The 25,453-nt window shown below is 46.3% G+C and carries 24 protein-coding genes and 1 riboswitch; of the genes, 13 read left to right on the top strand and 11 right to left on the bottom strand.

Annotated elements, in window-relative coordinates; genetic code table 11:
• Window positions 1-207: 207 nt before the first annotated feature.
• Window positions 208-1,302 (top strand): hypothetical protein, encoded by a 1,095-nt coding sequence (locus EC604_RS27405; RefSeq protein WP_123067168.1) that lies wholly within the window; start codon window positions 208-210, stop codon window positions 1,300-1,302.
• 171 nt (window positions 1,303-1,473) lie between these two features.
• Here the strand turns inward: EC604_RS27405 and EC604_RS27400 are convergent, their stop codons facing one another.
• Together EC604_RS27400 and tadA are read right to left on the bottom strand one after the other, a co-directional pair.
• Window positions 1,474-2,046 (bottom strand): GNAT family N-acetyltransferase, encoded by a 573-nt coding sequence (locus tag EC604_RS27400; protein WP_161557070.1) that lies wholly within the window; start codon window positions 2,044-2,046, stop codon window positions 1,474-1,476.
• Window positions 2,047-2,079: 33 nt separating this feature from the next.
• The gene (tadA, locus tag EC604_RS27395; RefSeq protein WP_123067166.1) at window positions 2,080-2,580 is read right to left on the bottom strand and encodes a tRNA adenosine(34) deaminase TadA; all 501 of its coding nucleotides are present in this window, start codon (window positions 2,578-2,580) and stop codon (window positions 2,080-2,082) included.
• A 322-nt stretch (window positions 2,581-2,902) separates the two neighbouring features.
• Here tadA and EC604_RS27390 point away from each other — a divergent pair, with 322 nt between their 5' ends.
• Window positions 2,903-5,242 (top strand): ATP-binding protein, encoded by a 2,340-nt coding sequence (locus EC604_RS27390; protein ID WP_123067165.1) that lies wholly within the window; start codon window positions 2,903-2,905, stop codon window positions 5,240-5,242.
• Between the two features lie 18 nt (window positions 5,243-5,260).
• Window positions 5,261-5,962 carry a 23S rRNA pseudouridine(2604) synthase RluF gene (gene rluF, locus EC604_RS27385; protein ID WP_123067164.1) on the top strand — a complete coding sequence of 234 codons (702 nt, stop codon included), beginning with the start codon at window positions 5,261-5,263 and terminating at the stop codon, window positions 5,960-5,962.
• Between the two features lie 201 nt (window positions 5,963-6,163).
• Here rluF and motB read toward each other — a convergent pair whose 3' ends face one another.
• Both motB and motA read right to left on the bottom strand, forming a co-directional pair.
• Window positions 6,164-6,982: a flagellar motor protein MotB gene (gene motB, locus EC604_RS27380; RefSeq protein WP_123067163.1), complete on the bottom strand. Its 819-nt coding sequence runs from the start codon at window positions 6,980-6,982 to the stop codon at window positions 6,164-6,166.
• On the bottom strand, window positions 6,969-7,769 hold the full coding sequence (gene motA, locus EC604_RS27375) for a flagellar motor stator protein MotA (protein ID WP_123067162.1): 801 nt from the start codon (window positions 7,767-7,769) through the stop codon (window positions 6,969-6,971). The genes motB and motA overlap by 14 nt, the downstream gene beginning before the upstream one ends.
• Window positions 7,770-8,004: 235 nt before the next feature.
• Here motA and EC604_RS27370 point away from each other — a divergent pair, with 235 nt between their 5' ends.
• A complete protein-coding gene (locus tag EC604_RS27370) occupies window positions 8,005-8,298 on the top strand; it encodes a hypothetical protein (protein ID WP_090924883.1) in 294 nt (97 codons plus the stop codon).
• A 214-nt stretch (window positions 8,299-8,512) separates the two neighbouring features.
• The gene (locus EC604_RS27365) at window positions 8,513-8,806 is read left to right on the top strand and encodes a 4a-hydroxytetrahydrobiopterin dehydratase (RefSeq protein WP_123067161.1); all 294 of its coding nucleotides are present in this window, start codon (window positions 8,513-8,515) and stop codon (window positions 8,804-8,806) included.
• A 122-nt stretch (window positions 8,807-8,928) separates the two neighbouring features.
• Here EC604_RS27365 and EC604_RS27360 read toward each other — a convergent pair whose 3' ends face one another.
• The 5 genes from EC604_RS27360 to EC604_RS27340 all read right to left on the bottom strand — a co-directional run bounded on the left by EC604_RS27360 (window position 8,929) and on the right by EC604_RS27340 (window position 14,055).
• Window positions 8,929-9,285: a c-type cytochrome gene (locus EC604_RS27360; RefSeq protein ID WP_110899512.1), complete on the bottom strand. Its 357-nt coding sequence runs from the start codon at window positions 9,283-9,285 to the stop codon at window positions 8,929-8,931.
• Window positions 9,286-9,436: 151 nt separating this feature from the next.
• Window positions 9,437-9,931: a GNAT family N-acetyltransferase gene (locus tag EC604_RS27355; RefSeq protein WP_123067160.1), complete on the bottom strand. Its 495-nt coding sequence runs from the start codon at window positions 9,929-9,931 to the stop codon at window positions 9,437-9,439.
• A gap of 362 nt (window positions 9,932-10,293) precedes the next feature.
• Entirely contained in the window at window positions 10,294-10,764 is a 471-nt protein-coding gene (locus EC604_RS27350) for a C40 family peptidase (RefSeq protein ID WP_123067159.1), read from the bottom strand.
• A gap of 3 nt (window positions 10,765-10,767) precedes the next feature.
• Window positions 10,768-10,905: riboswitch (cyclic di-AMP (ydaO/yuaA leader) on the bottom strand.
• A 293-nt stretch (window positions 10,906-11,198) separates the two neighbouring features.
• The gene (locus EC604_RS27345; protein WP_151458127.1) at window positions 11,199-12,053 is read right to left on the bottom strand and encodes a hypothetical protein; all 855 of its coding nucleotides are present in this window, start codon (window positions 12,051-12,053) and stop codon (window positions 11,199-11,201) included.
• A 10-nt stretch (window positions 12,054-12,063) separates the two neighbouring features.
• Window positions 12,064-14,055: a M1 family metallopeptidase gene (locus EC604_RS27340; RefSeq protein WP_123067157.1), complete on the bottom strand. Its 1,992-nt coding sequence runs from the start codon at window positions 14,053-14,055 to the stop codon at window positions 12,064-12,066.
• 101 nt (window positions 14,056-14,156) lie between these two features.
• Between EC604_RS27340 and EC604_RS27335 the strand changes: the two genes are divergently transcribed.
• Window positions 14,157-14,660 carry a YwhD family protein gene (locus tag EC604_RS27335; RefSeq protein WP_123067156.1) on the top strand — a complete coding sequence of 168 codons (504 nt, stop codon included), beginning with the start codon at window positions 14,157-14,159 and terminating at the stop codon, window positions 14,658-14,660.
• A 190-nt stretch (window positions 14,661-14,850) separates the two neighbouring features.
• Here the strand turns inward: EC604_RS27335 and EC604_RS27330 are convergent, their stop codons facing one another.
• Window positions 14,851-16,929 (bottom strand): transglycosylase domain-containing protein, encoded by a 2,079-nt coding sequence (locus EC604_RS27330; RefSeq protein ID WP_123067155.1) that lies wholly within the window; start codon window positions 16,927-16,929, stop codon window positions 14,851-14,853.
• A 259-nt stretch (window positions 16,930-17,188) separates the two neighbouring features.
• Here EC604_RS27330 and speE point away from each other — a divergent pair, with 259 nt between their 5' ends.
• Together speE and speB are read left to right on the top strand one after the other, a co-directional pair.
• Entirely contained in the window at window positions 17,189-18,016 is an 828-nt protein-coding gene (gene speE / locus EC604_RS27325; RefSeq protein ID WP_123067154.1) for a polyamine aminopropyltransferase, read from the top strand.
• A gap of 14 nt (window positions 18,017-18,030) precedes the next feature.
• Window positions 18,031-18,900 carry an agmatinase gene (gene speB, locus EC604_RS27320; protein ID WP_123067153.1) on the top strand — a complete coding sequence of 290 codons (870 nt, stop codon included), beginning with the start codon at window positions 18,031-18,033 and terminating at the stop codon, window positions 18,898-18,900.
• Window positions 18,901-19,137: 237 nt separating this feature from the next.
• Here the strand turns inward: speB and EC604_RS30880 are convergent, their stop codons facing one another.
• A complete protein-coding gene (locus EC604_RS30880; protein ID WP_275670057.1) occupies window positions 19,138-19,269 on the bottom strand; it encodes a hypothetical protein in 132 nt (43 codons plus the stop codon).
• A 332-nt stretch (window positions 19,270-19,601) separates the two neighbouring features.
• Between EC604_RS30880 and EC604_RS27315 the strand changes: the two genes are divergently transcribed.
• The 5 genes from EC604_RS27315 (at window position 19,602) to argS (ending at window position 25,322) form a co-directional block, all read left to right on the top strand.
• Window positions 19,602-20,804 (top strand): WD40/YVTN/BNR-like repeat-containing protein, encoded by a 1,203-nt coding sequence (locus EC604_RS27315; protein ID WP_123067152.1) that lies wholly within the window; start codon window positions 19,602-19,604, stop codon window positions 20,802-20,804.
• 214 nt (window positions 20,805-21,018) lie between these two features.
• A complete protein-coding gene (locus EC604_RS27310; RefSeq protein WP_123067151.1) occupies window positions 21,019-22,500 on the top strand; it encodes an alpha-N-arabinofuranosidase in 1,482 nt (493 codons plus the stop codon).
• A gap of 3 nt (window positions 22,501-22,503) precedes the next feature.
• A complete protein-coding gene (locus EC604_RS27305) occupies window positions 22,504-22,809 on the top strand; it encodes a DUF6171 family protein (RefSeq protein ID WP_192895167.1) in 306 nt (101 codons plus the stop codon).
• A gap of 411 nt (window positions 22,810-23,220) precedes the next feature.
• On the top strand, window positions 23,221-23,646 hold the full coding sequence (locus EC604_RS27300; protein WP_123067150.1) for a DUF1934 domain-containing protein: 426 nt from the start codon (window positions 23,221-23,223) through the stop codon (window positions 23,644-23,646).
• On the top strand, window positions 23,643-25,322 hold the full coding sequence (gene argS / locus EC604_RS27295; protein ID WP_123067149.1) for an arginine--tRNA ligase: 1,680 nt from the start codon (window positions 23,643-23,645) through the stop codon (window positions 25,320-25,322). The genes EC604_RS27300 and argS overlap by 4 nt, the downstream gene beginning before the upstream one ends.
• Window positions 25,323-25,453: the final 131 nt, after the last annotated feature.

Raw genomic sequence — 25,453 nt, 5'->3', positions numbered from 1 at the left:
CCCTTGTTACCTAACAGGGGGCTTTTGCGTATTCATACATATGGAAAGACTAGCAGTCAGATCATCCCGTACCTGACATAGGTCTTTCTAGCCATTTTAAAGAGGAAAAATCACAATTTTCCCAAATTAGGTTTCAGTATCGGTCGAGATGGTATATCATTGGTATTGAATTATTTTTTTGGGGTTATCACGAGAGGAGAGAAACAAATGACTAAACGCATGGGGGCGCTTCTTCTTACGTTGTTGTTAACCGTATCTTTGGCTTTAACAGCATGTAGTAGCAAGCAAGAACCAAAAGAGGCATTGAAGACAGCTGCAGCAAATGCTTCTAAATTAACTTCGTACGAAATGAGTTCCAACTTTACGATTAATGAGTTGAGCTATAAACCTGGTGATGCATCGCAGACAGATCCAAGCATGACCCAGTTTATGAGCATGCTGAAAGACGCACAACTGAATGTCACAGGTGTATACCAAAGCGAGCCAATGCAGACAGAGATGACCGTTGGCATCGAGCTTAAAGGCGATATGGGGATGACTTTTAACATTCCTATGGTGATGACGAAAGAGAAATTGTATGTAAAAGTTCCAAACATCCCATTCTTCCCGATTCCGGAAAATATGGTGAACAAATTTATTGAATTTGACTTGAAAAAATTGGCGGAGCAAGAGGGTACTGAATTTAACCCTGATGCACTGGACGCTGCCAAAACACAAAAGCTGAGCAACGAAATCATGGATGCGGTACTGGGTGAGTATGATGAAGCCAAGTTCTTCAAAAACCTCGATACCAAAGATGCAAAGTTGCCTGAAGGTGTAGATGCGAAGCAGGTCGTACAGTTCACTGTAAACAATGACAATGTGAAAGAAGCTGTTACTGTACTGGTAACCAAAGCGCTTCCTAAAGTGATGGATATTGTCTCCAAAGAAGAGTACAGAGATATGTTGCAACTGAGCCAAGCAGATATCGACAAAGCCAAAGAAGATTTGAAAATCTCTGAAACAGATCAAGCTGAAATGGCTAAAGATCTGGATAAATTGAAAGACGTTCTGACAATCAACACATTCAACATCGATTTTGCGTTGGATAAAAACGACTTCCCAGTTTATCAAAAAATGGTCGCTGACATGCTGATCAAACCGGAAGATACCAAAGACGAAATGAAATTGGCCTTCACTGGTTCGAACACATACACTAAGATTAACGAAAAGCCTGAATTCAAAATCAACATCCCGACGGGTGACGATGTAATTACAATGGAAGAGTTTGAGCAACTGATGAACTCCTCTTACGGATATTAAGATCTAAACCTGATCTATGAATAAAACCCGCCTGATACTCAAGCAGAGAATGCTCTTTTCCTGCTAGTATCCAGGCGGGTTTTATTTGTATAAATACCGTACTACTGAGGTTCATAAGGAATGGTGTGGTGTTTATTATTTAGAACAATAACTGAGGCAAGGCAAATGGGCTTAGCGCTGCGATTCATCGTGCAAATCTTCGGCAAGCACAGCGTAGATTTGATGATCCTGGTAGATTCCATTAATTTTCAAATATTTACGAGCGATCCCTTCAGGCTGGAATCCGTTTTTCTCCAGTACCCGCTTAGAACCTTGGTTTGATGGCAGTACAGCGGCCTGCACCCGATTTAACTTCAGAGCACGAAACCCGTAGGCTACAGCCAGCTTCACCGCTGCAGTCATTCGGCCACCGCCTTGATAGTCCGGATGGATGAAGTAACCCATATCTGCATAGTTAGCAACGCCGAGTACGACATTGTTCAGACTAACCTGCCCGATGAGAAGGTCATCCTTAATCGCGAAGATGCCAAACTGGTAACCGGTACCCTCGTCAGCGGCTCGCATGCGATCCTCAATCCTCCGGGTTTGAGCTTCAAGTGTGTAAAAATCATTTTCGCGAACCGGTTCAACCGCTTGGTAAGGGATGCGGGTAAGTTCAATCAGTTCAAGATAGGTTTGTGCATCTTGGGTGGTGATTAAACGAAGACTTATGCCATGAGCTGTATCATATAGTGTGAGTGCCATTGTAGTAAACATCCTTTCTTATACTTTTTTTTATTATTTTTTACGTAAACGTCTAAAAAATTGCGTCAGCATGGAAGAACACTCCGGCCGGAGAACATCAGGGATAACCTCGGTTCTATGGTTGAAGCGTGGTTCTTGGAGTAAATTCATTAGTGTCCCTGCACAGCCTGCTTTGGGATCAGCGGTACCGAAGATCACGCGTGGAACTCTGGATTGCACAATCGCACCGGCACACATTGGACAAGGCTCAAGAGTAACGTACAGTGAACAGTCAAGTAAGCGCCAAGCTCCAATAACCGCACTTGCCTCACGAATGGCTACCATCTCCGCATGGGCAGTAGAATCGAGCGTGGTTTCCCGCAGATTATACCCACGACCGATAATCTCATTGTTACGTACAATTACGGCTCCGATGGGTACCTCACCAAGTGCCTCTGCTTTGTGGGCTTCTGCAATAGCCTGCCTCATCCAATATTCATGCAGTTCTTCCTCAGTCAATGCCGTAAAATCAGGCTGGTGAAAATCATCATTCATAGGTGTAAAACTCCCTTCATTAACGTTTATTCAGCGAACAGACATTCGGGTTGTTAACACGTTGTGTACAGAAATGTGGATAACTATTAGTTAATCACATAGTTATGAACATACTATCCACAACCCTGTGGATTTGTGGACAAATTAAGTGATACATTTCATGTAAAAGTGAACAAACAACAATATTCGATCTATTTAGCCAGAGTGGTAACTTTCGGGCAAAGGGCGATTATCCTTTTCAAATAGTCATACAAGCGTTATGATGGGTATAGGTTTTGCCATATATCGCCAGAGGGCATAAGCCGAGAGGTGAAGAACAAATTTGTCTATTAAAACGAAATTATCCATGATTATGTCGTGCTCGGTGCTTGTTATTTTGGTATTAAATATCGCACTGAGTTATTATACTACAGAAGAGAATCTGAGGCAGGATAGTGAGAACAAGATGGTACTCACAGCGAAGCAAATCGCAATTTCTGTCGAACAGAATCAGTACAGTGCAGATTATGTAAAAAGACAGATCGGAAACAATCTGTGGCTTGCTTCTATTATGGCAGCAGAAGAATTAGATCCAGACATCAAGAACATTACCAATGAAGAACTGGTTCGTTTGAGTAAAAAAGTAGGTGTATCTCATATCTCACTCCTGGAACAGACAGATGATGACATCGTGGTTAACCGGTCCTCTGATCCAAGGGAGATTGGGCTCTCCACGAAATCAATGACGTACTGGTATCAGGCGTTTAAGCAGTTATTTGAGAAGCATCAGGTAACAATTCCCGAAGGGCAGAAGCTGGATCATTTCTGGTCAGATGGTTTCGAGTATTCGACCTCCAGTCCTACAGATATTGATATCTGGGGTTATTACCATGATGGAAAGAGAAATTACATAATCAACCCCTTCTATAATAATACTGAAGTAGATGACTATGTGAAGATCTCTAGCCCGGATGAAATCTTAACTAAAATCCGTGAAGTCAATCCCTCCATTTTGGAGATTACAGGTATTAATCCATTGACGTTTGCGAGCCCGGATATGAGCGATGATGGAAGAGATATCAACTTTAGCAAACTGAACAACAGACCGATCCGTTTTGGTACATATCAGTATGGCTCGGTAGATGAAGACCATCGTGCTGTGGTACGAGCTGTTCGCACAGGGCAGAATGTGTCCTTTGTGAGCGAAACACATGATCAGAAGGTTTTGAAAAGTTTTATTCCAATTTTCACACCGAATGAATCTTCCTATGTGATCAGTATTGTCATGGATTACAAACAAATATCCTCGATGGTATCTGAACAATTGGTCAGCCATGCTTCGATATCTCTGGTTTTGCTGGAGATTGTGATCTTTGGCAGTTACTTGCTTGCTGGTTACATTACACGTCCCATCCAATCAATCTTGGGTAAGGTGAATGATGTGGCGGATGGGCATTTTGATTTCCGTCTGAAGATTAAGCGCAAGGATGAGCTGGGACAGCTTGCCAACCGAATTAATGCGATGATTCGCAATCTCGGTCACTATACAAGTCGTCTGAAACAGATGTATGAAGAGAACCGGGCAGTGAAGGAGCATCTGGAGTCTATCATTAATCAAACAGCAGATGCAATTCATATAACAGACCTTGAAGGAAAAGTGCTACGGGTTAACCGTGCATTTGAGCAATTATATGGTTTCCGCAGCCGTGAGGTGCAAGGACGCTTGCTGAAGATTATTCCTCCTGAGGCGGAAGAGGAAATGAAGCAACAGCATGCACAGCTTATTGAAGGCATGTCGATTACATCTAACGAAACGATCTGGATGAAAAAAGACGGAACCCGTGTTGAAGTCAGTGTGAGTACAGCACCTGTACGCGACGAAGCTGGTGAGATTACAGCGCTCATCAGTGTCTCAAGAGATATTACAAGCCGTAATCGAATGGAAGAGCTACTTAGACGGTCGGAGAAACTGACGACAGTTGGACAGCTGGCCGCCGGAGTAGCCCATGAGATCCGTAATCCACTGACGACACTGCGTGGTTTCTTGCAGTTGCAACAGGAAAGCAACAAGCTAAACCATCGTCATCTCGATCTGATGTTATCCGAGTTAGACCGAATCAACTTAATTGTTGGAGAGTTTCTGATCTTGGCCAAGCCGCAAGCGGTTCATTTTCAAGAACGAGATATTCGTTTCATTCTTGGAGATGTTATTTCACTGCTGGATAGTCAGGCTCATCTGCACGGGGTTGAGTTTGTCCTGCATGCATCATCAGATTCAGCTATGGTACACTGTGAAGAGAATCAGTTAAAGCAAGTATTCATCAATGTCCTCAAAAACGGTATGGAAGCTATGCCGAATGGAGGAAGCATCCATATCAAGCTGAAGGTTAATGAGCAGGCCAACCGGGTTAGAATTGAAATTAAGGATGAAGGCATCGGCATTCCAGAAGAAATGATGCCAAAGCTTGGGGAGCCGTTCTTCACGAATAAAGAATCCGGCACAGGACTCGGCCTCATGGTAAGTCAGCGCATTATTCAATCCCATAAGGGCATGATGGATATTAAGAGTGTTATGAATAGGGGAACCACTGTCATTATTGAACTGCCGGCTTCTGAAGTGCAGACACAGTTACAGGAGGCAGATCCATCAGCGGAAGAACAACAACCAGATGAAGAGAACTAGATGAGGTGAGATGACCTTTTGCGTATTAATAAGTTTATTAGTGAGACAGGTTATTGCTCCCGCCGAGCAGCCGACAAATTGATTGAAAGTGGTCAGGTGACCATTAATGGCATCAAGGCGGAACTCGGCAGTCAAGCAGAAGAAGGCGATGATGTTCGAATTAACGGGAAGCCGATTAGCGAGAAGAAAAAGCATGTGTACATCGCGCTGAACAAACCCGTGGGAATCACAAGTACAACAGAGCAACATATTCAGGGAAATATCGTTGATTTTGTAAATCATCATGAACGAATCTTCCCGATCGGACGTCTAGACAAGGATTCGGAAGGTTTGATTCTGATGACGAATGATGGGGATATCGTGAATCGGATTTTGAGAGCAGAAAATCGTCATGAAAAGGAATATATTGTGACGGTGGATCGCACCATCACACCGAGCTTCCTTAAGGGAATGAGTACGGGGGTTAAAATTCTAGGGGAAATGACGTTGCCTTGCACCGTAACTAGAATGACAGACCGTGTGTTCCGTATTATTCTGACGGAAGGCAAGAACCGTCAGATCCGGCGGATGTGCAGTGCATTCGGATATGAGGTTCGCAAGCTGAAACGGATTCGTATCATGAACATTCATCTTGGAGAGCAAGCAACAGGAACATGGCGGGAGCTTACATCTGCTGAAAAAGCAGAACTGGGCAGTTTACTGGACTATTCGCTGGAATAAGGGATGCTGAGTATGAATGGGGCAAAGGCTTGCCTTAGCGTTGGCGTGAATGAAAAGCATTGTTTCCTTGTAAGAGGAGGCAATGCTTTTTTAGTTTAAATACAGAAGGATACCCGTATGCCCGCGTCTCAAAAAAGAGAAAAACCGCTCTCCTTCAGTTTCATGGAGAACGGTCTTACACTCATTCCGTGCTGAGGACTGCTAGTTGCCGCCACTCACGGATTTTACATTCGTATTGTTACTTTGATACTTCCGGATAATCGACACTTCTACACGCCGATTCTGTGCTCTTCCGATGTTTGTATCATTGCTGGCGATTGGATGATACTCCCCGTATCCGCTAGGTGTGAACTTGGAAGGATCAAGCTGAGGATTCAGCAACAGGATTTTCAGAAAGTTCAGAGCACGATCTGCACTCAAATCCCAGTTATCCTTATATTGGTTATTGGAAATGGGAACATTATCTGTATGACCGGATACGACAACTTCGTACTCAGGGAACTCTTGCAGCATGCTGGAGATCGCCTTGGCCAGTGAACGTGATTCAGGCTTCACGTCTGCTCGCCCAGAGGAGAACAGCGCTTTATCACTGATGGTGATCTTGAGCTCAGACTGGTTAAGCTTCGTGTTTAGCTGGTCTGATAGTCCATTATGAGCAATATACTTGTCGAGTCGCTTCTTGAGCTTCTCTAGATCTTCCTGTTCTTTTTGGGCCATCTGGGCATCTGTAATCTGCGCAGGAGTTTTCTTTGTGATTTCCTTCGGTATATCCTTGTTTTTGCCTAGATCTGTGCTGGAGTCTGTTGGATTCATTGAAGAGTGATCCAGAACGCCGGACCCTCCGTTGAGTGCACTGCTTAGTGCGGAGGCCATTTGCTCGAATTTGGCTGCATCCAGTGAACTCATAGAGAACAGGGTGATAAACAAGGCGAGCAACAAGGTCATTAAGTCGGAATAGGGAAGCAACCAACTCTCATCGATATGCTCTTCGTGCGGTTCGTGTTTTTTACCCTTTTTCACCTGATGATCCCTCCTTCTCTTCCAGTTGTTTACGTTCGGAAGGTGTCAGGAATACGGATAACTTTTGGTTGATGGCAATAGTAGATACGCCAGATTGAATCGACAAGAGTCCTTCAACCATCATCAACTTGATCTCCATCTCTTTTTTGGACATCCGCTTCAGCTTGTTGGACATCGGGTGCCACAACACGTAACCACTGAAGATACCAAGAAGGGTTGCAATAAATGCCGCTGCAATCGCATGAGAGAGCTTCTCCATGTCACTAAGGTCGGCGAGTGCCGCAATCAGACCTACAACGGCCCCGAGAACCCCGAGTGTTGGTGCATACATCCCCGCTTGAGCGAAGATCAGTGCGCCGCCGCGATGTCGTTCTTCGGTTGCATGAATATCTTCCATCAGTACATCACTGACGAATTCCTGATCGTTACCGTCAATAATCATCCGCATGCCGCTGCGAAGGAACTGATCATCGATCTCTTCTACTTTTGATTCCAGAGCGAGCAAACCTTCACGACGGGTAGTGGAAGCCCAGTCCATAAATGTGCCAATCAGAGAAACGCGGTCAATCAGTTGTTGCTTTTTGAAAAGGATACCGAATAACTTCGGAATCTTCTTAACTTCAGACATAGGAAACGCCATAAAGATGGTTCCTGCCGTACCAACGAAGATAATAACGTATGCTGCCGGGTTATTAACGAGGTTGACCAGCGGAGCACCCTTCAGAAACATACCAAGTACAAGGGAGACTAAACCTAAAACTAGTCCGATAATCGTTGAAATTTCCATCATACACCTCATCCATGAGATAAAATTGAATCCTTTCAAGCGGCAGAATTCGGGCTTCCGGACGAACATTGTGCCGCAATCCGTTGCATGTTTGGCAACCTCCATGGTTGCTGAAAACGAATGAAACGGTCATGTATAGTATTTATCGACCAGATGGGCTTTTTTTTTAAGGGTTATTTTCAGGTATAATAAGATCAAATCCGCCTTTTACAAGGTGAGTGGGAGTGAAAAGTCAATGGGCGTAAAGCATGGACGTGATTATGAAGGAATATTGACAGATTTAACGGTGGCTATTGGACGCATCCCGGATCGCTATGTTTTCTTTGAAATGGATGCAGAAGAGTGGGGGAGACTAGGGGAGCCGGAACAGCTGGAGGTGGACGAAGCGCTGGCTGAGGATTTGTTCTACGCGCTTGGAGAGGAATCCGTCATTCCGGTTGGAAGCGGTGTGGTGATCCATGATAAAGACCAACACCGGATTCATATTTTGATCGGAGAAGAAGAGCTAACCTTTGTACCTCTAATTTAAAAAAAATGTAGCGACGATAAAACCTTGCGCTTCAAGGCACTGAGCCGTCTGTTCTATGGATTTTGGTGCTTTGACGTGGTAAGATGATACTCATGAAAAAGGCGCCGCTGGGCGGTGGCCTGCCTTTAAGGCTGTATGGGCAGCATGCAAAGGTGCCGATGGTCATGTGGATGTAAGTCCGCGATGTCTCATCATATGGGGAGGAAGATAACGCATGGTTTTTACGCAAGAGGAAGTCGAAGCTCATCTGGGAAGGCTGGAAGGCTGGGAACTGGAAGAGGGACGGTGGATTGTCCGCAAATTTGTGTTTTCTAACTATATGAAAGGGATTGCTTTTGTAGATGAAGTCGCTGCGATTTCGGAAGCATTCAATCATCACCCTTTTATTACTATTGATTATACAACGGTTACATTGCGTCTTACGTCTTGGGATGAAGGCGGCATTACATCGGTAGACATCAAAGAAGCTGAGCAGTACAACGAAGCTTTTGAGAAAATGAGAACGTAATAATCTGCTGCAACGTCGTCTGCAGGATGATGTTTGTAATGCATACCAAAAGAGGCTTTTGTCTCCCCAACGGGAGGACAAGAGCCTCTTTGATACATTGGATACCTTACGCGCAGAAATGCTTATTTCTTCTCTGCAAGCCACATTGCAATGTGGGCGATTTCCTCGTCTTGCAGTCTGCCTTTGAATGAAGGCATGCCGCCTTTACCTTTGACAATGGTGGAATAGATTTTCTCCACATCGTCCTTACTGCCAATGTTTGCAAGAGCTGGGCCTACGCCACCTTGAAGCTGATCACCGTGACAGGAGATACAATTGGCTTTCACTAGTGTCTCAGCCTGTCCAGCGTCCATAGCTACTTCAGGCATGGTTGGTTTGGCTTCCTGAGCCACTTCTTCTTTGCCTGGAAGCGTAAACATTAAAACAATAGCTAAAGCACATGCTGCAAAAAATACCCCGCTCATGATCCATTTGTGCATCCCTTATGTCCCCTCCAGAATGAAAGATCATCTAACTCAAACTATCCCTATCATTATAACGGAAGCTGTCGCTACATCATAGCATTTTGTGGTAATTTTTTAAACTAATCACAAAAGAGAGACAAATTGAAGCCGATTAATCGGGGGTTTACTATCTTGGGCCTTCATACACCATGCAATGGAAGGGCTTTAAACCACTTGGGGTTTGACGCTCATATGTATCCTGAATGACGAATCCGCTCTTTAGATATACCTGAATGGCGCGGTTATTCCAAGTCAAAACTTCAAGATCAATCTCATTGGATGGATTCCGGCGGATGGCCTCTTGTACGATCGCAGTAACGAATGCTTTGCCGTGACCTTGACCACAGAGATCAGGGTGCATCCCTAGACCAATACGTGTGACATGCTGGAGCGGAAAATATTGTGCGAATCCATAAACCTGTTCATGTTGATCCAGGATAATGGCATATTGTTCTTGTCTGAGCTGCGCATCGCCAAACTCGACTTCTAGTGCTTTCATTTGTTCCCAAGGCAGCCAGCTGTAGATATTGTATGGCGGATCATATTGCCAGCTACATATGAGTTCAGCTTGATCCTCCTGCATAGGCACCACATGAAACGTCAAAGGGGCTTCATTCTTCATATAACAGTGCATGCTCCTTTCTCCGTTACCCGTTCTTTGTTCACTCTACAAAAGAGCTGTTCATTTGGCAAGTCTGCCAATGGTCAGAAAAAAATTGAAACAAAAGTCTGGATCATTCCGTTTATATTATAACGGTCTGGGTAAAAACATGATAAGGGCACGGACAAACGAAAGAAGACGAATCTGTTGGTTCACATATACACCATGACTTACAGCATGAGGAACCACACAGATTCAGAATGCATTAAAAAAACCGCCGGATACATTCCTGCGGAGAATGTACCGGGCGGTTCTGTTTATACTTCGTATTTCGTTACAGTATAGTTACATGGTTCCAACATCATGTTGATTACAGCTTGTACCTATTCAAGGGCCAGTGACTCATAATCGTCCGTGCTCATGATCCGTTTAGCGCCAACGTAGCGGTTAGCCCAGTAGTTCTCACTCAAAGAGCTGATCGTTACACCTTTGGAAGAAGAAGAATGTGCAAACTTGCCACTTCCTACAAAAATGCCTACGTGTGATACACCTTTACCGGTTGTGTTGAAGAACACCAGATCTCCAGGTCTCATCTCCATGCGAGATACGGAATCCCCCATGTCGTATTGGGAGCTAGATTGACGAGCCAAATCAATACCTAATTTGTCGAATACATACCGTGTGAATCCGGAGCAGTCAAAACCGTCAAGCGTTGTTCCTCCGCTTTTGTATGTAGTTCCCATTGCTGAATCGATAACTTTATCCATCTTAGAATCTGCAAATGCGCTGCCTGCTCCAAGTGATAATGCAAATGTGATACTAAGTACTGCTGCGGTCAGTTTCTTCTTAAACAAGTGATATACCCCTTCCAACGCCTGCGAGGTTAGCTTAAGGATTCGGTTGAAGGTCCCCTATGATCCCTCTGTTTCAAGATCAATTCACCCATAACTGGTTCCCCCGCTTCCCAGGTGCCAGGAATTTGGCTATGCTAGTTATGCACCTGAAAAATGAAAAGAAAATTTAATTTTAAGGATTTAATTTTAAGTTGTTACAAATAAGAATTTAAAGATTACAAAGTTGTTACTAAAAACTCACTGCGCTTATTGTACCAGAGGCTTAGTGCTTTGGCAACGTTTAGCAGTAAAATTAGCAAAAAAAACCTCGACCTTTGACGGGGAAAGGTCGAGGTTTGCGTATTTATACGCAATAACGAATGAAATGTTTCACATGAGATGGTAACATTTTTTTATTTTTGAAAGCGATCTCAGCTTGTGTGTAACATCTTAGTTCAACGTATATGATTTTCATTTCGGGTGGATGTGGACTGCCATAAACGGAAATGACTACATACTTTCCACATACTAAGTACGCTTCGGGCAAGCGGGTACGATTGCTGCAGGATCAGTCCGGATAGTCCTGTCAGGAACCATGAGGCAGAAGTGAATGCACCAAAGACAAACAAATGAACAACTCCCAACACCACCGTAATGCCGATGACAGCGAAGATGCGGCGTACAGCAATCCATAGTCCCTTGAGCGTTCCGTGGATTCGCCCTTCTGCTTCCGGGTCAGAAATGCCAAACTGCATGTAGAGCACTGCATGGTGTACAACCCAGCCATAGATAACCCAGCCTACTGCATACGGAAGACCGGGAAGTAATAAATGGAGAGAATGGAAGCTGTCCATTATTGTAGAATACAATTTGGGTAGGAGCCAGTACGCAGGCAAGAACATGAGAACGGTGCGTATGGTGTGCAGCAGCAGCATCGGTTTCCATAACTTTTTGATGCCCCGAACAAAAGGAATGCGTTCTTCTGTAGAATGATAATGTTGCAGGGAGTAGAGCAACCCAGCCTGAATAAGTGGACTGATCAGCAGGCGAAGCAATAACATGCCACCCAGAATCCACAGATAGCGCTGGACCTCCGGACCAGACAGGCTGAGCTGGCTTTCCATTTTGAATAAAAGTGTGCTTAGCTCGCCGACATCATCCGTTGGATAACGTAGCAATAGAGGAACGACGGCGGATTGAACCAATCGATAGATGAAGTAACCCCAAATTAATTGATAGATAAACAAGAGTGCCGCAATAAACATATGCTGACGGACGAGAAACCAACCTTCACGAATTTTTGCTTTCACTGTCTCCACCTCACCATGACAGACCTCCGAATACGGCTTCAATTAGTTTCGTAGCACTCATGTTCCAGCGGGATTTGACTTGCTCGTCCAGTCCGGTTCTCAGGAAATTGTTCATATGGCGATTTTCGAGCACGATGTCATACAAAGGGTCGGTCATGGCCCAGGTGACAGGAGATGTATACGTGAGCTTGTAGGTGATGCGCTCCTCGCGGCCATCCCAGTGTTTGGTTACGGTATGGCCGTCCTCAAACGCAATCCGAACAGGGACCTTGGGGAAGTCACTCCCTTTTTTGGCAATGGTGACAGAGGACTCGTACATTTTTTTGCCGTCCTTCTCTATAGTAGAAACGTTGATCTTCTCCACAGCAAAATCGGCCATGCCATTGCGGTAGACGTACTGGTCAAAGTAATCCGCCCAGGAGGTGCGGGTGACTTGTTCAACCACCTTTTGAAAATCACCGGTTGCGGGATGTTTAAAACGATATTTTTTTACATACGTCGAAAGGATTCGTTCCATGGTCTTTGCTCCGACTTGCTGTTCAATGCCGAGCAGCACCAGTTTGCCCCTCGTGTATACGTTGGAAGCATATTGATTCTGCGAATCAAACTTCCACGAGGGCTGTGTCAGAGGAGCTGGAGATGTGATCAGACCTGATTGTACCGGCAGGTTCGGAATCAATCCGTATTCTTGCTCCATCAGCTTATCTTCTGCGTAAGAGGTGAACCCTTCATCCAGCCAGGCCTCCTCAAATTCATTGCTCGCAACCATACCGTAGAAGTATTGATGTCCAATTTCATGTACAATGGTGCGCTCCAGATCGTAACCGGGCGTTGTATCATCGGCTCCAAAAGCCGTAATGAGTGTCGGGTACTCCATACCGCCAGCGCCATTTGCAGCTTTTGGCGGGACAACGATAGATAAGGTGGCATAAGGATAAGGACCAAACCACTTGCTGTAGTTCGTTAATGCGGCTTTGGCAGCAAAGAGATAACGTTCCTTCAAATCTTGATGTGCGGGATCAAGGTAGAGTTTGATGCGTACGCCGGGTACGTTGGGGGCAGAAAAGGGTTCCTCCGCATACACAAAATCAGGTGATGCTGCCCAAGCGAAATCATGCACATCATCGGCATAAAATTGATATACCTTCTCACCGTTCTTCAAGGCCGCCTGCTGCGTTGGGAATCCAGTTGCTGCCACCTTGTATGTTTCGGGCACTCGAATACGCACACTGTAGATACCGAAGTCAGCATAGAACTCGGAGTTTCCGTGATACTGATGCAGGTTCCAGCCTTCTATGGTACGGCCCCGTCTTCCAACAGGCTCGTAAGCACTGAGTTTAGGGAACCACTGGCCTGCCATGACAAAATCATCCGTTTTGCCCATCCTTGCGAAAATTTTAGGCAAACTGACTTCAAACGTTGTGCGGATGGTGATGCTTTCACCACCCTTGACGGGTTTGGGCAGACGAACCTTGATCAGCGTTTTGTCTTTGATGTTCCCGTCATCCGGCTGTACATACTGCATCCGGTGTAGCAGAGAGAGCCCATCCTCCGTCTGCATGTCAGTAAATTTCATGGAGCCATAACCATCTGTGGGCATGACATCGCCGCGAAGCTTACCGCCCGATTCTTTCATAAATGTGGTATCCGCAGAGGAGAATGCATTAGGGTACATATGAAAATAAAGTTCGTTCACCGTTTTTTTGCCCGGATGAGTCCATGTTATGGTCTGTGTGCCTTGCAGTTTGTTCCCCTCGTTCAGCTTCACATCCATGTGGTATTCAACCACACGTTTGCTGTAGACCTCGGCTGTAGGAGATTGTACACTTTCCGGGGGAGCAGGGGCTCCTGTTTTGGCTGGAGGTTTGCCCGATTCTGGAGCGAGTACGGGTAACTCAGATGAAATGGAGCGATTGTAACCGAGTGTGATCCATACCCCTCCGGCAAACAGGCATAGGGCCAGGGATATTATGAGCCAGCTCTTGGCGCGTCGTGGAATCATCGTTAAATACCTCCCGTTGACAAGCATCTACAGCATGTATATGTTTGCAATGGGCCGATTATTAGTTAAAATATTTATATCAACTCTTGGAGGCTATGAACATGGACCAAAATGAGCAAAACGGCAAGAAACAGATTGCCTTGAATATCGTGAGTGCTAAAAGCAAACATAAAGGTTTCGGTGCAGGTTCCATTGACCTGAACAACCTTTCACCGGTCATCATTGATCAGGGCGAAGCCAAAATCGACGTTGGTGCCATGCACGCGAAGAGTAAAGTGGAACGAGGCATTAAATTTTCAACGAATCGAGAAGACGTTCCGAATGGACGTCAGGTATGGCTGGTATGGGTTGCTGTGGATCGTACAGAGCAAGGGCAGTTGTATGGCGGGGCAACGGCATGTGAGATGTGGATTGACACGGAAGCCAAACGGGGGTGGAAGCTGCTCGCAGATCACGTTAACCGGATGGATTATGCGATGAAACGCCGATTTATGCTGGATGAGCTGGGACCGGAAGACAAAGCGGCACTGAAGACTCTTCTGATCTCTCATAATGAAGAATGGTGGAATGCTTCCCCGGATGAATTGAAAGAGGCACTTGCCTGAGGATAAAAAAACAAAAGCAAGAAGCCTCGAACCGGAATATCCGGTTTCGGGGCTTCTTGCTTTATTTCTGTGATGAAGATGTAGCGAAGGCTCCATACAGTCATCTGCATATTTATGAAGACTCCATGAAAGAATGCAGTCTGTTAAACCGGCAATCTTCGTGACGCAATCCAGTCATTACGGATATGCGTCATTCTACCCACCAGCGTTTAAAATCACTCCACCAGGAATGCTTCTGCTCTTGGATTCCTTTTTGATTTTCTGCCGCACGTTCTTTTTCATCCTGTGAAGCATCCATTTTCTCCGCATCGCCAAGGCAGACCTCTGTAGGTTCTGTTCCTTGAATAAACACTTCCAGCCGCTTCTCCTCACAGCCATTGCCTGCAAGTTTCCCGGTCTCCGGATTAATGTATACACTCACAACCTGATCGGGTACGGAGAAGATTTTGGGTGGTACACTTGCAAGGGCTTGTTCCGTAAACTGAGCAAAGATCGGGGCTGCGCGGCGGCCATCAGATGTCGAGATCGCTTTGCCCTGATCATAGCCCACCCATACAGCGGTTGACAGCTCTGGGGTAAACCCAACCAACCAGGCATCCGTATTTGTTGTTCCTGTTTTGCCAGCTACCGGACGTTTGATGGTGGCGGATACCCGATTGCCTGTGCCTCCGTTCTCAAAGACACTCTCCATCAGACGTGTCAATACGTAGGCGGCTGCCGGTTCAACCACTGTTTCTGCTTTGGTCTGCGGAGATTCGTACAACACCCGTCCTGCCGCATCCGTCACTTGTAAAATAGCTACGGGTGGTGTCCGTTGTCCTCCGGCAGCAATAACGGAGAAGGCGGAGGCCATCTCGAGTGGGCTGACAGGTGAAGTACCCAGTGCCAGTGATGGCACAGGGCTCAGCTTGCTTGTGATACCCAGATTCTGAGCCATGCTTACGACCTTCTCAGGGCCAACCTTCATGATGGTGTTCACGGCATAGATATTATCGGACGCAGCAATGGCTTGGCGAAGATCAATCTCGCCCAGATATTTATCGCCGAAGTTGCCCGGTTTGTAGGTTTTGCGATCATTGTCATAATGGAACAGGGTAGGCTGACTGTTGAAAATGGATGCACTGGTAAGTTGCTTCGATTCGAGGGCAGCGAGATACATAATCGGCTTAAAGGCTGATCCCGGCTGGCGTGTTGTCGTCAGCACATGGTTGATCTGATTGGTACGATAGTTTTTGCCACCAACCATAGCTTTAATGTAACCGGTGCGCGGGTCAATGGACACGAGTGCCGTTTCCAGCTCGCTTTTCGCATCCATTCCTTTGGCAACCGCCATTTCCGCAGCCTTCTGCACACGTAAATCCAGTGTTGTGTAGATGTTCAGCCCGCCGTGATCCAGCATCGCTTCACTGATGCCGAGCTCCTTCACGGCGAGATTTCGGATATAGTCACGGAAATAAGGCGCGTTCTCTACCGTTTTGCGCTCGCTCTCCGGTTTAAATTTCAACATTTCTTCGTAGGCGGAGTCCGCTTGTTTTTGTGTAATCTTACCCGTTTCGATCATGGCTTTCAGCACGATCTTCTGTCGATCCTTGGCATTCTTCATATGATTGTAGGGGGAATAATAAGTCGGCCCCTTCGGAATACCCGCAAGCATAGCGCTCTCGGCCAGATCAAGTTTCTTTGCAGATTTGCCGAAATACATCTGGGCAGCCGCTTCAATGCCATAAGCACCGTGCCCGTAATAGATTTCATTCAGGTACATCTGCAAAATTTCATCTTTGCTATATTTCATCTCAAGCTGAGCGGTGTACATTGCTTCCTTGGCTTTGCGTGTCCAGGTTTTCTCATGGGATAGGTAGAGGTTACGCGCAAGCTGCTGTGTTAACGTACTGGCTCCCTGAGACATTCGCATATGCTGGATGTTGACAAGGACTGCTCTTCCCATGCCTTGAATGTCGAATCCGAAATGCTGCCTGAATTTACGATCCTCTACGGCTAGCGTAGCATTCACCAAATCAGGAGCAATATCCTGAAGTTGAACGGGAATCGAATCTTTGCCGCCAGCAGAGAAGGTGGCGATGACCTCACCCTGACTGTCGAGTAATCTGGAGTTGCGATCCGAGTCAGCCAGCGGCAGGCTGGTTGCGTATAGATATACCAGAATAGCAGCTGAGGCAATCAGGCCAAGCGCCATCAATATGGATACATATTTGATAAATTGGAGTACACGGAACCCGCGTTTGCGGGTCTTGACATTCGGCTTGTTCATGGAACGGGCTCCTCTCTTTTCTTTCCAGTATGGGACGGGAATAACCGGGATATTCAATTCGTCTGTGAAGTGCATAAATTATAAGTCAATTTCGGCCTGAAAACCGTTTTACAGTTGAATCATCTATCGCGTATAATGCAAAAGGGTAATGAAAAGGTAGGGTTCGGCACAACATACTACAGTGTGTTTGGGCGAACAGACCAGTGATTATGTATTTAAAGTGATCACTCATTACTTTTATAGAAAGAAGGTAACGATCATGGAATTGTGGTTTACAGAGAAGCAGACCCCTGTGTTCGGCATTACCGCAAAGATTAAACAGACTTACGTCACAGAACAAACGGATTTTCAAGACCTCGCAATGGTTGAAACTGAAGAGTTCGGTAACATGCTAGTATTGGACGGCATGGTGATGACGACGGTTAAGGACGAGTTTGTCTATCATGAGATGGCTGCACATCCGGCCTTGAACACTCACCCTAATCCGAAAAAAGTACTGGTGGTTGGCGGTGGTGATGGTGGTGTGATCCGTGAAGTCATCAAACATGCGTCTGTAGAAAAAGCGGTTCTCGTCGAAATTGACAGTAAAGTGATCGAATATTCCAAAACGTATCTACCTGAAATCGCTGGCAAGTTGGATGAGCCGAACGTTGAAGTGCTCGTTAACGATGGTTACATGCATATTATTGAACATAAAAATGAGTACGACGTCATTATCGTAGACTCTACAGAACCTGTAGGCCCAGCCGCTCCGCTCTTTGAGCGCGGTTTCTACCAGGGGATCTATGAAGCGCTCAAAGAAGACGGAATCTTCGTCGCCCAGACGGACAACCCTTGGTTCAAGGCAGACCTGATCCAGAAGGTGAACAAAGACGTCAAAGAAATCTTCCCGATCGTACATGTGTACGGCTGTAATATTCCAACCTACCCAAGTGGTCTATGGACATTTACTATGGGTAGCAAAACGCATAACCCACTTGCGGTGGACGAGACTCAAATCCCGGAGATGGATACGAAGTATTATTCTCCGCGTCTGCACAAAGCGGCATTTGTACTTCCAAAATTCGTGGAAGATTTAACGAAATAAAGGGGAAATGAAGAATGAAACTGGATCAAGCTTATTCAGGAAACGTATTTATTTGCAGTTCTGAGGATTATGAAAACTCCAAAGCGGTCATCTATGGTATGCCGATGGACTATACTGTCAGCTTCCGTCCCGGTTCCCGTTTCGGCCCGGCTCATATCCGTCAGGCTTCGGTTGGACTCGAAGAGTACAGCCCGTATCTCGATAAAAGTATCGTGGACATGACCTATTTTGATGCGGGAGATTTGTTGTTGCCATTCGGTAACGCAGGACGCAGTCTTGAGGTTATCCATGAGTACATTGGCAGCCTGCTGGCAGATGACAAGTTCCCGATTGGCCTGGGCGGCGAGCATTTGGTGACATGGCCTGTCATCCAACAGATGTACAAGAAATACCCGGATCTCATTCTGATCCATATTGATGCACACGCAGACCTTCGTGAACACTATGAAGGCGAGCCCCTGTCTCACTCCACACCTGTACGTAAAGCTGCTGAATTGATGGGCGGTCAAAATATATATCAATTCGGTATCCGTTCTGGCTCCCGTGAGGAGTTCCAGTATGGCCGTGAGAATATTAACTTCTACCCGTTTGAAGTAGCGGCTCCAATGAAGGAAGCTTTGCCGAAAATGGGCAACCGTCCAGTCTATGTGACGATCGACATCGACGTGCTTGATCCTTCTGCTGCACCAGGAACTGGAACAGCAGAAGCTGGCGGAATTACATCCAAAGAACTGCTTGAAGCAGTTCACATGATCGCTGGATCGGATGTGAATGTCGTGGGCTGTGACTTGGTTGAAGTAGCCCCAATCTATGATCCGACACAACAGACACAGATCGTAGCTGCCAAGTTGATTCGTGAAATGTTGCTTGGGTTCGTGAAGTAAGTGAACTTAACTTCTGTTTCGGCCTATGTTATACTGGACACATAAGAGTTTAGTAATATATTAATCGATATATTACAGTCGTGAAGTATAGGGTGTGCGGGTTCGACCATATACTAAATAAAGAGCCATTACCGCGCCAACGGTAATGACTCTTAGGACCCGAAAGGCTGTGGATTGCCACGGCGTGCAAGAATTAAATAGTGCTATTCAAGCAAAACCCACCGTAGGCGGCTAACCTTATGAGGTGGGTTTTCGCTTGTTCCGAAGCTTTTTGCGTAACCAACGATACAGCTTTCGTCCGCTCAGCACAATACTGAGGATCGCAGCAATCCACCGGATTACATCAAGCCACGCCACAAGTTTGACCATCGACGTCACCCTCTCTCGGAAAGCAGCGCCGTGATCAGAAAACATCCACACTCAATGATAAGTCCATACCTCTAATTATAGCACATATGTTCCTGTTGCTCTATGATTTGTTAATTGATTTAAGATTTTGGACCATCCATTTTCATCATAGATGGTAAATTAATAATGAGAGTTTTACTTTTTGAATAAAAATGAATGCACCACTTTTAACCAGATGGACACCGTCATGGGTAAAGGTGGTTTTTTTCTTGCAAAATTGTCATCTGCTTTCACCCGATTTGTTACGTTATATTGTGCGATTTGGGGTAAAACGATAGAAGGAGGTGTTACCAATGAGAATCAAGACAACTAAGAACACCAAGACATGGAAACGAGCAAGCGTGATAACTTTAGCGCTCACACTATTATGGGGAATTGGACAGGCGCATACATTACCTAATGCGAGTGCAGCGCCTTCAACCGCAACATGCGGCACAGGAGGTCATGGACTGACACCAGAATTGAAAAAAGGCAGTGGTGTCGAAGGGCAGCAGTTGCAATTTACGGATATTGATTTTCTGAATCAAACTACAGGACGGGCGGCAGGTAAAGGTTTCTTGATTGGAACTTCGAATGCAGGCTGTACTTGGCAATCCATATACACGGGGCAGTGGCAGTTTGAACAATTAAACTTCCCCAATAACGTTACAGGGTATGCCCTGGCAGGCGTGAAGGGCCCCTCACTAACGTATCTCATCCGTACTGACGATGGGGGTTCACACTGGAAGAGGCTTGACACGCCGGGTGTTCCGCAATTTAAGCGGATTGATTTCAGTGATAAAAATAACGGCTACGGATACAGCTATAACGGTTCATATCGAACGTCCAATGGCGGTGTAACGTGGAGTAAAATGAATACGCCAGCCAACACCAGAGCCACTAGTTTTACTACAGATAAGCAGGGATATGCTGTTGTAGTTGTACCGGGAACAGGCTATAAGCTTGAGAAGACAAGTGATGGAGGTAAGAGTTGGAGTACAGCTCTTCGGGTGAAATCAGATACATGGAATGGAGCAGACCTGTATGCGCATGGATCTCAGGTATGGGCTATCCTATATGGAGATGCGGGCATGTCCCAGCAATCCTACTCACTCTATGCGAGTGGTGATCAAGGAGAGAACTGGAGACAGGTTTTCGCTCAATCGACAGCAGGCGCAGGGCCAGCACCTGGTTCCAATCAAGAAGGCAAAGGAAGCGGCCCGGCTAATCCTGGTGGACATCCAGGCAATATGGCACTGGTTGGTAACCAGACTGCATATCTCTCTGCTGGATCACCGGCAACGGACAAGGTTGGAATCGGACGATCCTTTGATGCAGGTTCCACGTGGAAAAACGTTGATCTGAAAACGGAAGGTTATAGTTCGCGTATCTCGTTCCCGACAACGAAGATCGGCTGGCTTGTTGTCACAAGCGAGAACAGACCTGCCGTCTATGAGACAACGGACGGTGGAATAACCTGGTCTGAAAAAATTTCAGTCCGCTCAGAACAGAATTAACAAGCTTTGAAATGAATTTATGTATTAGCTAATTCAAACTAAAGCTAATCTATATGAAATTTTGGTTGGGTTGAATAGATGTCATATCAAATATGCTCTTTTCCTGAAAATTAACTTGGGAAAGGGCTTTTTGTTTAGGCAATAAAAGGGTTGAAACCTGTCTCCAAACAGGTTATTGTAAGCGTTGACAATACATTTCAAGGGGGTTGAAATAATGGTTAATGTTATTTTAAAGTCTGATTCAGATAAAGGATTAATAAATCGCAATATATATGGTCACTTTTCCGAGCACTTGGGACGCTGTATTTATGAAGGTCTTTGGGTGGGGGAAGATTCACCTATTCCGAATACTGAAGGCATTCGGAACGATGTACTTGCGGCACTTCAGAAGTTGAACATTCCGGTGCTTCGCTGGCCAGGTGGTTGTTTTGCTGATGAATATCACTGGAAGGATGGTGTAGGGCCAAAAAGTGAACGAGCACGCATGATTAATACCCACTGGGGCGGCGTGGAGGAGAATAACCATTTTGGTACACATGAATTCATGAGGCTGTGTGAGCTGCTTGGTGCAGAACCTTATATCAGCGGTAACCTGGGTAGCGGAACGGTACAGGAAATGCAGGAATGGGTAGAATACATTACGTTTGACGGTGAGTCTCCTATGGCGAACTGGCGGAAGCAAAACGGTCGTGACGAGCCGTGGAAGCTGAAATATTTTGGTGTGGGCAATGAGAACTGGGGCTGCGGCGGCAACATGCGTCCAGAGTATTATGCAGATGAATATCGTCGTTACGCTACATATGTACGTAATTATTCCGGAAATCAGATCTATAAAATTGCTTGTGGACCGAACGACAGCAACTATGAGTGGATGGAAGTGTTGATGCGGGAAGCGGCCCGTTTCATGGATGGTATTAGCCTTCATTACTACACGATTCCGACAGGCGTATGGGAAGACAAAGGGAATGCTACCGGTTTTGGAGAGGCTGAATGGTTCACTACATTGAAGAAAACGCTGTTTATGGATGAATTGCTTATAAAGCACTCCGAAATTATGGATAAATATGATCCGGAAGGCCGAGTAGGGATCATCGTAGATGAGTGGGGAACGTGGTACAACGTTGAGCCAGGAACCAATCCGGGATTCCTTTACCAACAGAATACAATGCGGGATGCAGTGCTTGCAGCGGTGAACCTGAACATCTTCAATCAGCATAACAAACGGGTGCATATGGCGAATCTGGCTCAGATCGTTAATGTACTGCAATCACTCGTACTCACTGAAGGGGATAAAATGCTCCTGACGCCAACGTATCACGTGTTCGACATGTATCAAGTCCATATGGATGCACAACGTCTGGATCTTAACTATGAGAGCCCGGGATATACATTTGGTGAGGAGACGATTCCGCAGCTTAGCCTGTCTGCATCACGGAACAAAGATGGCGTTATTCATGCGACAGCATGTAATCTCAGTCATACGGATGAGCTTGAAGTAGTCGTGCAACTGGAGGCAGGTCAAGCGGCAAGCGTATCGGGGCAGTTGCTCCATAACACTGACTTTGGATCGTTTAATACGTTCGAGCAGCCAGATCTGGTGAAACCTGTAGCTTGGGAAGGGCTTGTTTTGGAGAATAATACATTGCGTTTTGTGTTGCCTCCGGCTTCCGTTGGTCTGGTCGCTGTTCAGGGTTAAAGTATGAAGGCCAGCAATCACCAATACCAACACCAGTCCCGTGAGGGAAGAAACGAACCCTGTAAAGGGTGTGACAGCCAGTATGATATTCATATCAGTGATGCCAAAATGGCCCGTCTGGTGGAGATCGCTTCACGCTCACGCGTAGCGGTAGAAGATGAGGAGTATGAGCGTCGCCTTGCGATCTGCTCAGGCTGCCCTGATCTGCAATATGGAACAACGTGCCGGCATTGCGGCTGCCTTGTACAAGTACGTGCGAAACTGGCTGATTCCACCTGTCCTTATCCGTATGCATCGCAGTGGTTATGAATGGAGTACAATGCACCATTTCCACTGTGAAAACGGGTAAGTTACGTATTTCCTTGAATATTGCCTAAACACGTTTCATTATAATGAAGTAAGAGAGCAAGCTTAGGGAATCAAGATAACAGAATGTATGAAGTATGATGGCCAAATAAATGAATTGAGATAACGGGATAGATGTGAACTGAGGGAGGGGCTGCACGGTACGGTGCGGCTCTTCTTTTTGATGTATAACAAAAAAACTCTGAATTTGGATTTGAATTGAGCGGGTGAACTGGATATAGTTATACAGTAGAGTGTAGGAGAGCAAGTTATTCGGAATATGAGCGTGTATAGCGACACATCCATTCAGGAAGGGCTGTTCTCACCAGCTGTCCTGATTTTGCGTCGCCTCGAATATAATGGAGGTTAACATTCATGTCGAAGATGCGACCGGTTCAGATCCGGCTGCACAGCCGTTATGAAGGGGAAGATGTACTGCAGGAAATGCAGGGAGAAGCTGTGGTCAAGGGGGCATACTTGTATGTCCGTTACGAAGAGCCACAGGCTGGGCCCGAGGGAGGCATAACCCGTACAACATTAAAGCTGGGCGGACAATCCATTAAGATTATACGTCATGGTGAGGTGGAGTCGGAGCAGGCGTTCGAATTGAACCGTAAGATTCCGGGTTTCTACCGTTCACCATATATGTCGTTTGCCCTGTCTACGCATACACAGAAGCTGGAACTTTCCATTCAGGGATTGAGCGCACGCGCAGCGTGGAGCTACGACTTTTACCGCTTTGATGAAGAAGCCGGACATTTTGCGATTAGTTTGCATATACAGGAGGAACCAAATTCATGACACGTAATCCACTAGATACGATTAACGAACGGGTAAGTACAGCCATCGGCAATGCGATTGTTGCTGCTGGCATCGTAACACAGGAAGAGCTTCCAGCTATTACGCTTGAAGTGCCTCGCGAGAAGTCCCACGGTGATCTGGCTACCAATGCAGCGATGCAGTTGACCAAGATTGCTAAACGGAACCCTCGTCAGATTGCCGAGGAGATCATTGCCAACCTGAATCTTGAAGATGCAGGTATTGAGAAGGCAGAGATTGCAGGGCCGGGATTCATCAACTTCAAATTGGACAAGAGTTACCTCTATCCTGTGCTTAACTTGGTGCATGAGCAAGGCGAAAACTACGGAAGAATCGATGTTGGAGCGGGGAAAAAGGTGGAGATGGAATTTGTCAGCGCCAACCCGACAGGCAGTCTGCATCTGGGTCATGCCCGCGGAGCGGCTGTAGGGGATGCGCTGTGCAATATTCTCGATTACGCAGGTTACGATGTAACTCGTGAGTATTACATTAATGATGCGGGTAACCAGGTATTTAATCTGGCCCGTTCTATTGAAGCGCGTTACTTGCAAGAGTTGGGTCAAGATGCTGAAATGCCGGAAGATGGGTACCATGGTGAAGACATCAAAGGTTTTGCGAAGGAACTGGTTGCGGAAAAAGGAGACAGCTTGCTGTCCATGCATCCGGGAGATCGCGCAGCATACTTCCGTGATTATGGACTGGAGAAAGAACTCGACAAGATCAAACGTGACCTGAACCGCTTCCGTGTCAATTTTGATATCTGGTTCAGCGAAACGTCACTGTATGATAACGGTGAAGTGCTTCGCGTACTGGACGAGCTGCGTGACCGTAACGAAATTTATGAAAAAGATGGCGCAACCTGGCTCAAAACGATGCAATATGGTGATGACAAGGAACGGGTGCTGATCAAAAATGACGGTACGTACACCTACCTGACGCCGGATATTGCATATCACCGTGATAAGTATTCCCGTGGTTATGACACAATGATCAACATTTGGGGAGCCGATCACCATGGATACATTCCTCGGATGAAAGCAGCTATGCAGGCACTGGGCAACGATCCGGATAAGCTGGTTGTTTTGATTGCACAGATGGTTAGCTTGTTCCAGAATGGCGAGAAAGTAAAAATGTCCAAACGTACAGGTAAAGCTGTAACGATGGAAGACCTGATGGATGAGGTTGGCATTGATGCTATTCGTTATTTCTTCACGATGCGCAGCATGGATTCCCATCTGGACTTTGACATGGATTTGGCGATTTCGACATCCAATGAAAATCCGGTATTCTACGTACAATATGCACACGCGCGTGTGTGCAGTGTGTATCGTCAAGCCGAAGAGCAAGGTATCGAGTTGTTGCCACTGGCGCAGATCGATCTCTCCAAGCTGAACACCGAGCACGAGTATGACCTTCTTCGTAAAATGGGAGAATTGCCTGAAGAGATCGCTGCAGCGGCTACAGGTTATGCGCCGCATCGCATCATTCGTTATGTGTACGAACTGGCATCCCTGTTCCACAGTTACTACCGGGCTGATCGCGTCATTACCGAAGACGCGCAGCAGACCCAGGCGCGCCTGGCGCTGATCGGTGCCGTTCGCACCGTCATCGCGACAGCGCTCCGTCTGGTGGGCGTATCCGCACCAGACAAAATGTAGTCCCTTCGGCCAAGCGGCGAGCAGCATCCTGCCGCTCGGCCGAAGGCAAAGTCTCCATGCCCCGCGCGAGCAGTTGCTAACGCGCGGGGCGTGGAGACTTTTTTGTGCCCGTGGCTGGCGGTGGCCAGCAC

The sequence above is a fragment of the Paenibacillus amylolyticus genome (assembly GCF_003719335.1).
Classification (GTDB): Bacteria; Bacillota; Bacilli; order Paenibacillales; family Paenibacillaceae; genus Paenibacillus; species Paenibacillus amylolyticus_D.
Note: the sequence above shows the minus strand (reverse complement) of the source record. Positions and strands in the feature narration are given on the sequence as shown.